This is a genomic window from Rhodoferax sp., assembly GCF_030646845.1.
Classification (GTDB): Bacteria; Pseudomonadota; Gammaproteobacteria; order Burkholderiales; family Burkholderiaceae_C; genus Rhodoferax.
Window position 1 is genome coordinate 1 of record NZ_JAUSLE010000060.1, and the last position, 14,622, is coordinate 14,622.

At 63.1% G+C, this 14,622-nt stretch carries 9 protein-coding genes; 4 read left to right on the forward strand and 5 right to left on the reverse strand.

The genetic code is table 11. From position 1 onward, the window contains the following. Window positions 1-1,111 (forward strand): chromate transporter (locus tag Q7T10_RS14440; RefSeq protein WP_304749501.1); only part of this gene is annotated, 1,111 nt, incomplete at its 5' end. A 158-nt stretch (window positions 1,112-1,269) separates the two neighbouring features. Next, window positions 1,270-3,480: a Cache 3/Cache 2 fusion domain-containing protein gene (locus Q7T10_RS14445; RefSeq protein ID WP_304749503.1), complete on the forward strand. Its 2,211-nt coding sequence runs from the start codon at window positions 1,270-1,272 to the stop codon at window positions 3,478-3,480. 39 nt (window positions 3,481-3,519) lie between these two features. Here Q7T10_RS14445 and Q7T10_RS14450 read toward each other — a convergent pair whose 3' ends face one another. From Q7T10_RS14450 to Q7T10_RS14460, 3 genes are all read right to left on the reverse strand, one after another. Next, a complete protein-coding gene (locus Q7T10_RS14450) occupies window positions 3,520-3,975 on the reverse strand; it encodes a RidA family protein (protein ID WP_304749505.1) in 456 nt (151 codons plus the stop codon). A 70-nt stretch (window positions 3,976-4,045) separates the two neighbouring features. Further along, complete coding sequence (locus Q7T10_RS14455; protein WP_304749507.1) at window positions 4,046-4,981, reverse strand: transglutaminase family protein; 936 nt, start codon at window positions 4,979-4,981, stop codon at window positions 4,046-4,048. Next, window positions 4,981-7,608 (reverse strand): circularly permuted type 2 ATP-grasp protein, encoded by a 2,628-nt coding sequence (locus Q7T10_RS14460; RefSeq protein WP_370653774.1) that lies wholly within the window; start codon window positions 7,606-7,608, stop codon window positions 4,981-4,983. The genes Q7T10_RS14455 and Q7T10_RS14460 overlap by 1 nt, the downstream gene beginning before the upstream one ends. Before the next feature lie 224 nt (window positions 7,609-7,832). Between Q7T10_RS14460 and Q7T10_RS14465 the strand changes: the two genes are divergently transcribed. After that, window positions 7,833-8,711: a transglutaminase family protein gene (locus Q7T10_RS14465; protein ID WP_304749510.1), complete on the forward strand. Its 879-nt coding sequence runs from the start codon at window positions 7,833-7,835 to the stop codon at window positions 8,709-8,711. Between the two features lie 98 nt (window positions 8,712-8,809). After that, window positions 8,810-9,814 carry a sodium:calcium antiporter gene (locus tag Q7T10_RS14470; RefSeq protein WP_304749513.1) on the forward strand — a complete coding sequence of 335 codons (1,005 nt, stop codon included), beginning with the start codon at window positions 8,810-8,812 and terminating at the stop codon, window positions 9,812-9,814. A gap of 33 nt (window positions 9,815-9,847) precedes the next feature. Here the strand turns inward: Q7T10_RS14470 and Q7T10_RS14475 are convergent, their stop codons facing one another. Together Q7T10_RS14475 and Q7T10_RS14480 are read right to left on the reverse strand one after the other, a co-directional pair. Then, entirely contained in the window at window positions 9,848-13,327 is a 3,480-nt protein-coding gene (locus tag Q7T10_RS14475) for a DUF2126 domain-containing protein (RefSeq protein WP_304749515.1), read from the reverse strand. Between the two features lie 115 nt (window positions 13,328-13,442). Continuing rightward, window positions 13,443-14,579 (reverse strand): iron-containing alcohol dehydrogenase, encoded by a 1,137-nt coding sequence (locus tag Q7T10_RS14480; RefSeq protein ID WP_304749518.1) that lies wholly within the window; start codon window positions 14,577-14,579, stop codon window positions 13,443-13,445. Window positions 14,580-14,622: the final 43 nt, after the last annotated feature.

Below are 14,622 nucleotides of genomic sequence, written 5' to 3' on the forward strand. Positions count from 1 at the left end.
GGCGCTGTTTGTGCTGCCCTCGCTGTTTATCCTGATCGGCTTGAGCTGGATTTATGTGGCCTTTGGCAGCGTGCCCTGGGTCGCCGGGCTGCTGTATGGCATCAAGCCCGCCGTGGCGGCGATCGTGTTGCAGGCGGTGCACCGCATTGGCTCGAAAACATTGAAAAAACCATCTACAGCTCCCGTGTTATGGGCGGTAGCAGCTATTAGTTTTATAGCAATTGCATTTTTGAACGTGCCCTTTCCATGGGTGGTGCTGGCGGCGGCGCTGACCGGTTGGCTGGGTCAGCGGTTTGCGCCCCGGCAATTTGCGGCGGGTGGCGGGCATGGGGCGGCCAAGGCGCATGACAGGGCGGAGCGCCCTGCCCTCATCGACGATGACACGCCCACGCCGCCCCATGCCCGCTTCAAAAAATCCCGCCTGGCCACGGTGTTGGCGGTGGGCGCACTGCTGTGGTTACTGCCCATGGGCGCGCTCATCGCCTGGCAGGGCTGGAGTGGTGCAGTCGCACAAATGGGCTGGTTCTTCACCAAGGCAGCGCTGCTGACGTTTGGCGGCGCTTATGCCGTCTTGCCCTATGTGTACCAGGGCGGAGTGGAGCAGTTTGCCTGGCTCAGCGGGCCGCAGATGATGGACGGTTTGGCTTTGGGGGAGACCACGCCCGGCCCGCTGATCATGGTCGTGGCGTTTGTGGGATTTTTAGGCGGCTGGAGCAAACAGGTGCTGGGGCCGGAGGCGCTGTTTCTGGGCGCGGCGCTGGCCGCCACCGTGGTGACCTGGTTTACCTTTCTGCCGTCCTTTCTGTTCATCCTGGCAGGCGGCCCGCTGGTGGAGTCCACCCACGGCAAACTGCAGTTCACCGCGCCGCTCACCGCCATCACCGCTGCCGTGGTCGGGGTGATTGCCAGTCTTGCTCTGTTTTTTATAGTACACATCGCACAAAGGACGGGGGCTGGAGGCCTATTTGGCTTGAATATTGACGTGGCGGCGCTGGCACTGGCCTTTGCGGCCGCGGTGGCCTTGCTGCGCTACAAGCTGGGCGTGATACCAGTGATTGCAGGCTGTGCGCTGGCGGGTTTGGCGCTGCGGATGGCAGGCTGGGCCGGATAAACATCTGGCATCACCTTGTCGCCATTCCGTCCTTTAACACCCGTGTTTTCCATGGGACTGGGCCACGGCATATCCGACTAGACTGTTGACGACGCCAAGGGTAGTGCCAGGATGACGGGCTATCGGTCGTTTCCAATAATTTTCACAAGGACGTCGTCATGGATCCATCCACCGCCAAAAATCAGTCAGTCGCGCGCAGGCTGGCGCTGTTGTCCCTGGCCGGGCTTGCTGCGGTGCTGCTTGCGGTGAGCATTGCCATCGGCGTCATAGAACAGCGCAGCACGCACGCCTTGATGGTGACGTCGGTGGCCGATCGAGTGCAAAGCGTGGTCGCCGTGGCGGATGCCTCCGATCAGGTCAACCGTGAGTTGATGCTGCGCTCCTACAAGAGTTTTCGACAGGATTTCGACCCGGCACCCACCTTGAACGAGGCCACCGGTGAACTCAACAGTTTTGGTGCGCTCGTCAACAATGACTTCGGTGCCGTTGACAAATTCACCAGGGACACTGGCGGGGTGGCGACGGTATTTGCGAAAAAAGGGGCAGATTTCCTGCGCATCACCACCTCCCTCAAAAAACAGGATGGGGAACGCGCACTGGGAACCTTGCTGGATCGCGCCCACCCGGCTTACAAGCTGATACTGGCCGGCCAAAGCTACACGGGACCCGCCCTGTTGTTCGGCAAGCCTTATATGACCCACTACGACCCCATCAAAGACGCGGCGGGCGCGGTTATTGGTATCTTTTTTGTGGGCAATGACATTGGGCTTCAACAGGTCGCGCTGGAAAAGCAAATCGCGGACGTGCGGTTTTTTGAAACCGGGGGTATCTATTTCATCGACTCGCCGGGACCGCTAACAGGGGCGCATTTTGCAGCGCATCCGAGCGCCAAAGGTAAAAAAGTCCTGGAGGTCTACCCGCAGGCCGAAAAGTTCCTGACTGCCATCGCTGCTGCACCGGACGGCTATGAGCGCAATGCATTCACCCTTCTGGGTGCCAAGCAGGACGACAAGTGGGCGGTCATGCGGAAAACCAAAGCCGGAACCGGATGGCTGGTTGCCGAGGTATCGGAGAGCGAGTCCATGGCCACCTACTGGGCCAATATGGCGGTCATCTGGGCGCTGCTGGCCGCCACCACGGTCTTGCTGGGTATCGGCCTGTATCTGCTGGTGCGTCGCACCGTGAGCCAACCCCTGGGCGAGTTGACGGTCGCGGTCACGGCGGTGGCCCAGGGTGATTTGACCCAGGTCTTTCATACGGATCGACAGGATGAAATCGGCGCACTGGTCAATGAGGTTGAAGGCATGCGACAGCGCTACATGCAAGCCTTGTCGCAGGTCCGTGCATCGGTTGACAGCATCGGCACGGCCAGTGCCGAGATCGCCAGCGTCAACCAGGACCTGAGCGTGCGCACCGAGCAAACCGCCAGCAATCTGCAGCGCACGGCATCCAGCCTGGAGCAGCTTACCGGGACCGTGAAACAGTCGGCCGACGCCGCGCGACAAGCCAACCAGCTGGCGGCATCGGCCGCCGAAGTGGCCGCGCGCGGTGGTGCAGTTGTGGGCGAGGTGGTCACCACCATGAATGACATCAACCAAAGCTCCAAGAAAATCGCGGACATCATCAGTGTCATCGACGGTATTGCCTTTCAGACCAACATCCTCGCCCTGAATGCCGCCGTCGAGGCCGCCCGGGCGGGCGAACAGGGCCGCGGGTTTGCGGTCGTGGCGAGTGAAGTACGCAGCTTGGCGCAACGCAGCGCCGAGGCGGCCAAGGAGATCAAGACACTGATTGGTACCTCCGTCGACAAGGTCGCATCGGGCACCAAGCTGGTGTCGGATGCCGGCAGCACCATGAGCGACATTGTGCAATCGGTGCGCAAGGTGGCCGATGTCATTGGCGAGATCACGGCTGCGTCGGCCGAGCAGAGCTCGGGCATTGCCCACGTCAACCAGGCGATTGGCAACCTGGACCAGATGACGCAGCAAAACGCCGCCCTGGTGGAGGAGAGTGCCGCCGCGGCTGAAAGCCTGCGCGAGCAAGCCGATCAATTGGCGCAGGCCGTGGCCGTGTTCAAGATCAGCGCAACAGGCATGTCCGTGACGTCGACGCCACGCCGCCCCACCAGGGACATTACACCGCGTGCCACCGCCCTCCCGCACCAACGGCCGCAGCCGACAAAGCCCGCACCGGCGCTGGGCAACAGCCGATCAAGTAGTCCGGCCAGGAAACCACTGGCGGCAGGCACGACGCAGGCACCCGCTGCCATGAAGAAGCCGCTGGCAGTGGCGGCACCTGTCAGGCTCGCAGCCGCCAAGCCGGCGCCTGTGGCCAGCCGGGCGCCAGACGCGGATTGGGAGAGCTTCTAGGCGCCAGACCCGGCCTCTTGCGGCCGGCGTCTGTCCGGTTCAGGCCAGTTCGGCGATCAGTTCAATTTCAACGCAGGCGCCCAGCGGGATCTGGGCTACGCCAAAAGCGCTGCGGGCATGCGCGCCCTTGTCGCCAAAGACCTCCCCGATCAACTCGCTGGCCCCATTGGTCACCAGGTGCTGCTCGGTGAAGTCACCGGTGGAGTTGACGAGTGACATGACTTTGACAATGCGCCTGACGCGGTTCAGGTCGCCTGTCGCCGCGTGCAAGGTGCCCAGCAGGTCGATGGCAATGGCCCGCGCCGCCGCTTTGCCCTCAAGGGTCGTCATGTTCTTGCCGAGCTGACCGACCCAGGGTTTGCCATCCTGTTTGGCGATGTGGCCACTCAGGAATACCAGATTCCCGCTTTGAACAAAAGGCACATAAGCCGCCGCCGGAATGGCCACGGGCGGCAGGGTGATGTTGAGTTCGGTCAGTTTGGCGTAGATGTTCATGATTGTCCTTTGGGTTGATTTATGAATGAAATTGGCCTCTAGCCCACGTATCATCTGCGGTAGCAGCTATCTATTTGATAGCAGACTGCCTCTGCGACTGGCCCTGGCTCTCAGCGGGCGCGGCCTCCACAGTGACCCCCACCGTCAGTGTATGACTGGCGCCGCCATGAATGACGCCGCGTATCGGTGAGACATCAATGAAGTCCCGCCCGGTGGCCAATGTCACGTAGTCTTCGCCCGGCGAGTGCCAGCCACAGCGGTTGTTGGTGGGGTCCAGATCGCACCAGCGTTCATCCGGCGGCAGGTCCGGCACATAGACCGAGACCCAGGCGTGGGACGCATCGCTGCCCTTGAGCTTGACCGTGCCGGGCGCCGGCTCAGTGAGCAGATAGCCGCTGACGTAGCGTGCCGGGATGCCCATGGCGCGCAGGCAGGCAATCATGATGTGTGCGAAATCCTGGCAAACACCTTTGCGTTGGGCCAGTGCCTCCAGCGCCGGTGTGTTGACCTCGGTGCTCTGGCTTTCATAGACGAAGTCGCTGTGAATGCGGCGCATCAGATCCTGCGCCGCCGCCAACACGCTGACGTCCGGCGCAAAACTGGGCCGCGCATAGGCCGCAAATTCGGGGTGTCGGGGGACAAAAGGCGAGGCAAATACAAATTCGCTCGCTGCATCAAAACGGCCACCGGACTGATAGCGGAAGAGATCCCGGGTCTGCTCCCAGCTGATGGTGCTGCTGGGTGGCGGCTGGCTGTCGTTGGCAACCACGCTATGCGCTACCACCCGCAGTTGGGTATGCGGGGTCTGCAGCGAAAAGAAACAGCGGGTGTTGCCGAATACGTCCAGCGCATGCCTGATCTGGGCGGGTGGGGGGCTGATGTCAAGCGTATGGCTCACCAACTGTTGGTGGCGCGTGTTCACGGGCTGCAGGTAGGCCATGTGCTGCGCAGTTTCCACGGCGGGCACATAGTCGTACCGGGTTTCGTGGGTGACTTGCAGCTTCATCAGGTGCCCACGCTCTGATTGGTCTGCCCGGAGTGGGTGAAGTAGGTGGTGCTGATTTCCTCCGACACGTTGAAGGCGGCACCCATGCATTGCATGAGAACCTCATTCAGGGCATAAAAATAGCCGGGCTCCGTGTCGGCTGCCGTGCCTGCCGGCGTGTCGCTGGCGATGGCTTCGCTCAGTTTCGCCAGGCTCCAGGCCGCCGGGTCGGGCACCCGCAGCGACAAGCCGCTGAGTTCGTCCGGCTCACTGCCGGCCAGTTTTGCCAGCCGCCCGCGCAGCGTGTGGGCAACCCAGGCCAGTGAACGCGGGTTGTCGCGGTCCAGCACCAGCAAGTCGATCAGAGGGGCAATGTCGCGGCTTTGCTGGTATTGCGCATGAAAAGTGATGGTGCTGTCAAACAGTTCCATCATGGCCTCAAAGCCGCCATCCGTGTGCACCGAGCCGGTCTCCAGACCGCGCGCCAGTGCCCCCGCCAGAAAACCCAGGCGCTCGATGTGACGCCCGATGCTCAGCAAGCGCCAACCGTCGTCGCGGGTCATGCGATCCGTCTGCGCGCCCGTGATGGCCGCCATGTGGTCACTGGTGCTTTTGAGCACCTGCAGGGCGTCCAGCGACGAGTAGTCGCCGCTGAGGGCGTGCGCCGTGCAGCGCGCAAACAGCTCTTCTTCGGCCCGCACGATCACTCGCCAGTGTTCCTGCGACAGCCGCTCGCGCACGGTAGAACCCGCCATCTTGAGCGCACGCAGGTAGTAGCCGACGCTGGTGGCGCCATCGGTGCTGCCCAGGCTTGAGATCAGCGAGCGCTCAAAGACGCGGCGCGCCTGGGCCGCTGAGGGCACGCCCGGCAACACCAGGGTGTTGGCCACTGCCATTTTGGTGAGCCACGCCAGCAAGGGCGGCGAGGCCTGGTCTTCCCCGTTGAGGCATTCCAGTGTCAGGCGGGCCAGCCGGATCGCGTTCTCGGTGCGCTCGGAGTAGCGCCCCAGCCAGAAGAGGTTCTCGGCTGCGCGGCTGGTGACCAGACGCTTGCGTTGCGCCAGCGAGGCCGGCGTCAGGTGAGGCTGCAGGAGCGTGGTTTTGTCAACCTCTCCCCGGGCCAGCGCCCAGACGTCGGCACTGCTGCCACCCCGCTGCATGGACGCAATATCCGCCGTGCTCCCTGCCACGCGTGCCAGTCCGCCCGGCAGCACGCGCCAGGCCTTGGCGCCGTCCGATACGGCAAACACCCGCAGCATGACCGAACGCGGCACGATCCGCCCATCGACGGCGGGGCTGGCAGCGGTGCCAGGCGCTGCGGCCTGCCAGGTTGGCATCTGCGACAGGGGCAGGTAGGCCTGCACCGTGTGTTCTTCGCTCTGGCGCACAATGCGGCCGGCCCATTCGTCGACTTCGCGCGGTGTCAATGAATGACCGAGCACGGCGTCAAAACTGTCGTGGATGGGCGAGCCGGGGTAGGTGGATTTGATGGCGCAGTCGCGCAGTCGCGGCAAGGCTTCTTCCATGGCCGAGCGTTCGCCGCACCACCAGGTGGGCAGGGCGGGCAGCTTGAGTTCCTCGCCCAGCAAATGTCGGGACAAGGCGGGCAGGAAGCCCAGCAGGGCGGGCGACTCCAGAAAGGCCGAGCCCGGCGCGTTGGCTACCAGCACATTGCCGGCGCGAATCGCCTGCAACAGGCCCGGCACCCCCAGAGTCGAATCGGGGCGCAGTTCCAGCGGGTCAAGGTACTCGTCATCCACCCGTTTGAGCAGGCCATGCACGGGCACCAGGCCCTTGAGCGTCTTGAGATAGAGGCGCTCATCACGCACGATCAGGTCACTGCCTTCGACCAGGGTCAGGCCAAGATAGCGCGCCAGGTAGGCGTGCTCGAAATAGGTTTCGTTGTAGGGGCCGGGGGTGAGCAGCGCCAGGTGCGAGTCCGGTCCGGCCGGGCTCATCTGCTTCAGGCTGTCCATCAAGGCTCGGTAGGTGTTGGCCAGTCGCTGTACGCGCATGGTCTGGAACGCCTGCGGAAACTGGCTGGAGATGGCCAACCGGTTTTCCAGCAAATAGCCCAGACCCGAGGGCGCCTGGCAACGCTGGCCGACCACCCACCAGTTGCCATCCGGTCCACGCGCCAGATCAAACGCGGCAATGTGCAGATGAATACCGCCCACCGGCTTCACGCCATGCATCGACCGCAGATAGCCGGGGTGCCCCTGAACCAGTGCGGGCGGCAGCAAACCCTGATCCAGCAACTGCTGGGGCCCGTAAACGTCAGCCATCACCTGTTCCAGCAGGCGCATGCGCTGCATGACGCCGGCTTCAATCTGTTGCCAGCTGTCGGGCTCAACGATCAGGGGGAACAGGTCCAGCGACCAGGGGCGCTGGGGTCCGTTTTCATCGGCATACACGTTGTAGGTGACGCCGTTGTCGCGGATCTGGCGCTCCAGGCTGGCCGTACGCTGGTTCAGGTCAACCGCCCCGTCATCCGCAATATGTTCGAAAAACTGGGTCCAAGCCCCCGTCAGGATTGCCTTGTTCGCTATCAACTTTGTAGCGGACGAGGCGACCGGCGCGGCGACGGAAACCATGGCACCGCGCAGCTCGTCGAAATGACCGGCGGCAGCGGTACAAGCCAGGGAAATTGCCTGCACGTCGGGTTGTCCGGCGAGGAGGGCGGCAGGAGGGGAATCGTTTGCGTCTTTCACTGGGTAAGAGTATGCCAGCGTAGTCGCCGCAATTGTCGCTGTCGCACGGCATGCGGTGTGGCGGGTAGGACGGCACTGACACCCTGCCACGGCGCCAGCCGATGGCTGGTCTGCATCGCGACGCGTATCCTTGCCAGTCAGGACAGAAGTGGAGTCTCGCCGTGTCCGTTTTTTTCGACATCATTCACACCACCCATTACCGCTACGCACAGCCGGTATCGCTCGGCGAACACCGGGTGCTTTTCCGGCCGCGTGACAGCCATGATCTGCGCGTGCTGGCGACGGACATGCGCGTGACGCCCACGCCGGTGGACATTCGCCTGATCCAGGACGTCTACTCCAACTCCGTGGCGCTGGTGCAGCCGCAAAGCCCGGCGACTGAACTCAAAGTGGTGTGTACTTTCTCGGTCGAACACACCGGCACGCGGGCGCTCGACTTTCCACTGAGCCCGCGGGCGCAGACGTTTCCGTTTGACTACGATGACGAGGAGCGCCTCGTGCTTGCGCCTTACCTGACACCCTATTACGACGACCCCGACGGCATGCTGCGGACCTGGGCCAAGCAGTTCACCCTGGGCCAGGACGTGACCGGCACGCGTGAACTGCTGGCGGCGATGACGCAATTCATTCGCGACACGATGCAGTACCGGGCCCGGTTCGACCACGGCGTACAAACGCCGTACGACACCCTTCGCCTGCAAAGCGGCACCTGCCGTGACTTCGCGACGCTGATGATCGAGGCCATTCGCCAGCTCGGCTACGCGGCACGCTTTGTGTCGGGCTATCTGTACACCCCATGGCTTGACAGCGAGCTGCCGGCTGGCACGGGTTCCACGCACGCCTGGCTGCAGGTTTACCTGCCCGGGGCTGGCTGGATTCCGTTCGATCCAACCAATAACCTGATCGGCGGCACCGACCTGATTCGCGTCGGCGTTGCGCGACACGCCAGCCTGGCGTCCCCGGTGAGTGGCTCATGGCATGGTTTCCCGGGCGACTTTCTCGGCATAGAAGTCGATGTGCGGGTACACAAACGCACTTGACTCCCTGCTTGCCAGTCTGTTTCATCAAACCTGCATTCGGTTATCGTGACGGTGGTTGCCGATACGCACCCACATCGCTCACCTCATCCTGAAACACCATGAATCCCGTCGTCCTGATCTGGCTGCAGTTCATTCTCTGCGTTGGCGTGATTGGCGTCGCCGGTGTGCGCCTGAGCCGCTACGGGGATGCCATCGCCGCACTGACCGGACTCTCCCGGAACTGGGTTGGCCTGATTCTCGTGGCCACCGTCACCTCATTGCCCGAACTGGTGACCGGTTTGAGTGCCGTGACCGTCGCCGCCGCGCCCGACATTGCCGTGGGCGATGCCTTAGGCAGCTGCGTGTTCAACCTCGCGATTCTTGCCATGATCGATGTGTCCTACCGCAAAGGCGCCATTTACGCCCTTGCCGGCCCTGGGCACATCATGTCGGCGGGTTTCGGGGTCATTTTGCTGGCGGGCGTGAGCTTGGCCATGCTGCTGACCACGCAGGGCATGATGCCCTCCATCGGGCATGTCAGCTTCGCCAGCCTGGCCATCTTCGTGATGTACCTGGTGGCCATGCGTGCGCTCTATCTGACGGAACAGCGCAACACCATTACCGTCGTTGCAGAGCGGCCTGCGCTGACGCTCAAGTCCGCCATGATGGGGTATGGCGTGGCTTCAGCCGTGATTGTGGGTGCGGGCATCTGGCTGCCGCTGATCGGTGTGGAGCTGGCACAAATAATGGGTTGGTCAAATTCCTTTGTCGGAACGCTCTTCGTGGCGTTTGCCACCTCCGTGCCCGAACTGGCCACGACCTGGGGCGCCATTCGTATCGGCGCGATCGATATGGCGATTGGCAATCTGCTGGGTAGCAATTTGTTTGATGTACTGATCCTGGCAATCGATGACTTCGCCTATGTGGCAGGGCCCATCTATGCCCATATTTCCCCGATACATGCCGTGTCGGCCCTCAGCGCCGGCCTGATGAGTGGCGCCGTCATCGTGGCACTGGCCTACCGGCCGGTGTCGCGGGTGTGGCATACCGCCAGCTGGGCCAGCATTGCTCTGCTGGCCCTGTACCTGCTCAATGCCGCGGTTCAATTTCTGCACGGCCAGTAGCCATCACACCACGCACGACACCGCCCGAATTGACTAGCTGCGCCGCAAATCCAGCGTGAACGGAAATTCCTTGCTGCCTGCCACATTGATGGTGGCTGGTGGCACGACCAGCGTGCCCGGTGTGTGGCCCATGGCGGCGAAGCGTGACATGCGCCGGCTCTCGGCTTCATACGCATTGACCGGAAAGGTGTCCGGGTTCAGGCCCCCGGGATGGGCCACGTAGTACTGGCAGCCGCCCAGGGAACGCTTCATCCAGGTGTCCACAATGTCGAACGTCAGCGGCGCATGGACGCCGATGCTGGGGTGCAGGCTTGAGGGCGGGTTCCAGGCCTTGTAGCGCACACCGGCCACATATTCGCCCCGGGTGCCGGTGGATTGCAGGGGCAGGGCCTGGCCGTTGCAGGTGACCACGTAGCGGCTTTCGTTGAGGCCCGTCACATGCACCTCCATGCGCTCCAGGGATGAATCGACATATCGTGCGGTGCCGCCAGGGGCTCCCTCTTCGCCCATCACGTGCCAGGGCTCCAGTGCATTGCGCAAGGTGAGCTCGATGCCCGACGACTGGACTGAGCCGACCAGAGGGAAACGGAACTCGTAGTGCGGCGCAAACCAGCTGGTATCAAAGGCGTAGCCGGCGCTGCGCATCTCGGCGATGACGTCGTCGAAATCCATCCTGATGAAGGTGGGCAGCATGAAACGGTCGTGCAACTCGGTGCCCCAGCGCGTCGCAGGCGCCTGGTAGGGTGCCTTCCAGAAACGCGCTACAAGCGCGCGCAGCAAGAGCTGCTGCACGCTGCTCATATGGGGGTGCGGGGGCATCTCAAATGCGCGCAGCTCCAGCAGCCCCAGACGGCCGGTGGCCGAGTCGGGGGAGTACATCTTGTCGATGGAAAACTCGCTGCGGTGGGTGTTGCCGGTGGCATCGATCAGGATGTTGCGCAAGGTGCGGTCCACCAGCCAGGGCGGCATGCTCTGGCCATGCAGTTCGCGGTTTTTGTAGATCTGCTCGATGGCGATTTCCAGCTCGTAGAGCTGGTCGTTGCGGGCTTCGTCCACGCGTGGTGCCTGGCTGGTGGGGCCGACAAACATGCCGCTGAACAGATAACTCAGGGACGGGTGGTTGTGCCAGTACAGCAGCAGGCTGGCCAGCAGCTCAGGTTTGCGCAAAAACGGGCTGTCGGCCGGCGTGGCGCCGCCCATCACAAAGTGGTTGCCGCCGCCGGTGCCGGTGTGTCGCCCGTCTTTCATGAACTTCTCGGCTGACAGGCGCGACTCGAATGCAACGCCGTACAGGAACTCGGTGTTCCTGACCAGTTCGCCCCAGTGGGTGACCGGATGGATGTTGACCTCGATCACGCCCGGATCGGGCGTGACCTGCAGCAGCTTGAGGCGCGGATCGCGCGGTGGCGGGTAGCCTTCCAGCACGATCTGGACCTTCAGTTCTTCGGCGGTGGCTTCGATGGCGGCCAGCAGGTCCAGGTAGTCCTCCAGCTTTTCCAGGGGCGGCATGAAGACGTAAATCACGCTCGACTTCTCGCCCACGGCTTCGGCCTTGGGGCCGCTGGCCCGGCGTGGGTCACGCACCTCCACGCACAGCGCGCTGCGGGTGATCCAGGCCGCCGATTCCTGCCGCGCGGGCACCCGGGCAAACTCGGCGGGCTCGGCCTGCGCACGGCTTTGGGCACTGGTTGCCATGTGCGCGGTGTCCAGGCCGGTGACGGTCTGGCGCAAACGAGGGGCTTCGGATTGGGGTCCAGTGCCCGACAGGTAGGGGGTCGCTCCCGGCGCATAGCGTGTTGCCAATGCCTCGTGCGCAGGCAGTCCCGAGCGCGGGGCCGAGGGGTCTTGCTCGGTCAGGTAGGGGTAATCCGCCTTGCTGACCCACGGCTGGGAGTCCAGCGGCAAGCGCAGTCCCATGGGCGAGTCGCCCGGCATCAGGTACAGGCGCTCGTCACGCAAAAACCAGGAGCCGGTGGTCCACACGGGGCCGCTCGGGCCTGCCTTGTCAGCCACCTTCACGGGCAGCACATAACCGACCACGCTGTCGAGTTGTTGCTCAAACACGCGGCGCAAGCGGGCGCGCTCCATCTCGTCGTCCAGCTTCGAATCGAACGGGTCCACATTGACTGGCAGCCGACGCTCGCGCCACAGGTAGTACCACACGTCCTCATAGGCGCTCAGCATGAACTCGTCGGTGACGCCCAGCCTGGCCGCCAGGGTCTGGGTGAACCGGTGGGCATCCTCGCTGGTGTAATGGGTCGGCACCCGCTCATCCGCAAACAGCGCGGGGTTGGCCCACACCGGCTGGCCGTCAGCACGCCAGTAAATATTCAGCGCCCAACGCGGCAGCTGCTCGCCGGGGTACCACTTGCCTTGGCCGAAGTGCAGAAAGCCGCCTTGGCCGTATTCGGTGCGCAACTTCTGCACCAGTTCGGTGGCAAAGCCACGTTTGGTGGGTCCGAGGGCGTCCGTGTTCCATTCTGGTGCGTCGCGGTCATTTACGGCCACAAAGGTCGGCTCGCCGCCCATGGTCAGGCGCACGTCCCCTGCTTCCAGCTCATGGTCCACTGCCATGCCCAGCGCCATGACATCCTGCCATTGCTCTTCGGTATAGGGTTTGGTCACGCGTGGGGATTCATAAATACGCGTGACTGCCATGTGATGGGCAAATTCCACCTCGCACTTGTCCATGCCGCCCTCAATCGGTGCAGCGCCTGAGGGCTGCGGGGTGCAGGCCAGCGGAATGTGACCCTCACCGGCCAGCAGGCCCGATGTGGCGTCCAGCCCGACCCAGCCCGCGCCGGGCAGGTAGACCTCGCACCAGGCGTGCAGGTCCGTGAAATCGACTTCGGTGCCACTGGGTCCGTCGAGCGACTTCACATCGGGCTTCAACTGGATCAGGTAGCCGGATACAAAACGGGCCGCCAGGCCGCAATGGCGCAGCAGTTGCACCATCAGCCAGGCTGAGTCGCGGCATGACCCCGATGCCAGCTTCAGCGTTTCATCCGGCGACTGCACACCAGGCTCCATGCGAATCAGGTAGCTGATGTCCTTGTGCACCATCTGGTTCACGTCCACCAGAAAATCGATGGTGCGGCGCTTTCTGCGGTCGATGCGGGCCAGGCAGGCTTTGAGCCGCTTGGTCAGATGGTCGGCTGCCAGATAGGGCGCCAGTTCCTGCGCCAGCAGCGCTTCGTACTTGAAGGGGAATTTTTCAGCGCCCGGTTCCAGAAAGAAGTCGAACGGGTTGTAGACCGCCATCTCGACCACCAGATCGACCGTGACCTTGAATTCGCGGGTCTTCTTCTCAAAAACCAGCCGACCCTGGTAATTGGCGAACGGGTCTTGTTGCCAGTTGATGTAGTGATCAGCCGGCTCCACCTTCAGCGAGTACGAAATGATCTTGCTGCGGCAATGCGGCGCTGGCCGCAAACGGATCACCTGCGGGCCCAGATTGACCAGCCGGTCGTATTTGTAGTGCGTAACGTGGTTCAGGGCAGCGTGAATGGACATGGCTTGTCTCGTTGGTTGAGCAAGGCAAAACCTCACTATGGACACATGCTAGCAATGTTGGTGCCAGCAGGTGTCGGGCCATGCCTCTGCCTGCAGGACCGTCGTCCCGCAACGGTCACATCGCCTGGGTCAGCATGTCGCGGTATTCTTCAACGGTGGCAATGCGGGGGTTGGTCTTGTGGCAATGGTCGGCCATCGCGCCCTTGATGATCTTGTCAAACCAGTCGCTCTGCACGCCCATGGCGGCCAGTCCGGCTGGCAGGTCCAGCCGGGCGTTCATGTCCTTGATGGCTTCCGGGATGTCGCTGCCCGACGTCAGGCCCATGGCATGCGCCATGCGCTGCAGGCGTTGCTCCTTCTGGATCGATTCAGCGGCCGAGTTGAAGCGGATTACAGCCGGCAGGAACATGGCATTCAACGTGCCGTGGTGCAGCCGAGGGTCGACGCCGCCCAGGCTGTGGCTGAGCGAATGCACGCAGCCCAGGCCTTTCTGGAAGGCCATGGCGCCCTGCATGGAAGCACTCATCATGTTCAGGCGCGCTTCGCGGTCCTGTCCATCACGCGTGGCGCGTTCGATGTGTGCCCAGCCGCGTGTCAGGCCGTCCAGCGCAATGCCATCGGCCGGCGGGTTGAACGCGGGGGCCATGAAGGTCTCCATGCAATGCGCGATGGCGTCCATGCCGGTGGCAGCGGTAAGCTTCGGCGGCAGTCCCAGCGTGAGCTCGGGGTCGCAAATGGCGGCCTTGGGCACCAGATGCCACGAATGAAACCCCAACTTGCGATGGTCGTCCACGATGATGATGGCGCCGCGCGCTACTTCGCTACCGGTGCCACTGGTGGTGGGCACAGCAATCAGGGGCGCAACACGTTCGGTAATGCGTGGCGAGCCGCCTTCAATCGTGGCGTAGTGGGTCAGCGGGCCCTCATGGGTCGCCGCAATCGCCACGCCTTTTGCGCAGTCAATGGCCGAGCCACCGCCAACGGCAATCAGGCCATCGCAACCCTGGGCCTTGTACATTGCAGCGGCGGCGCGCACGGCGGCCTCGGTGGGATTGGACGGCGTCTGGTCAAACACCGCCACGGTCATGCCGGGCAGGGCATCGAGCGCTTTCTGCAAAATGCCAGCCGCCTTGACGCCAGGGTCGGTCACGATCAGCGGGCGCGTGATGCCAACCCGGTCGCACTCCTGTTTGAGCAGCTTGATGGCACCAAAGTCAAACTGGATTTGAGTCACGTAGTAGATCAGAGCCATGGCGTTTTGCGGTGTAGGATAAAAGGTCGACTTTACCAACAAC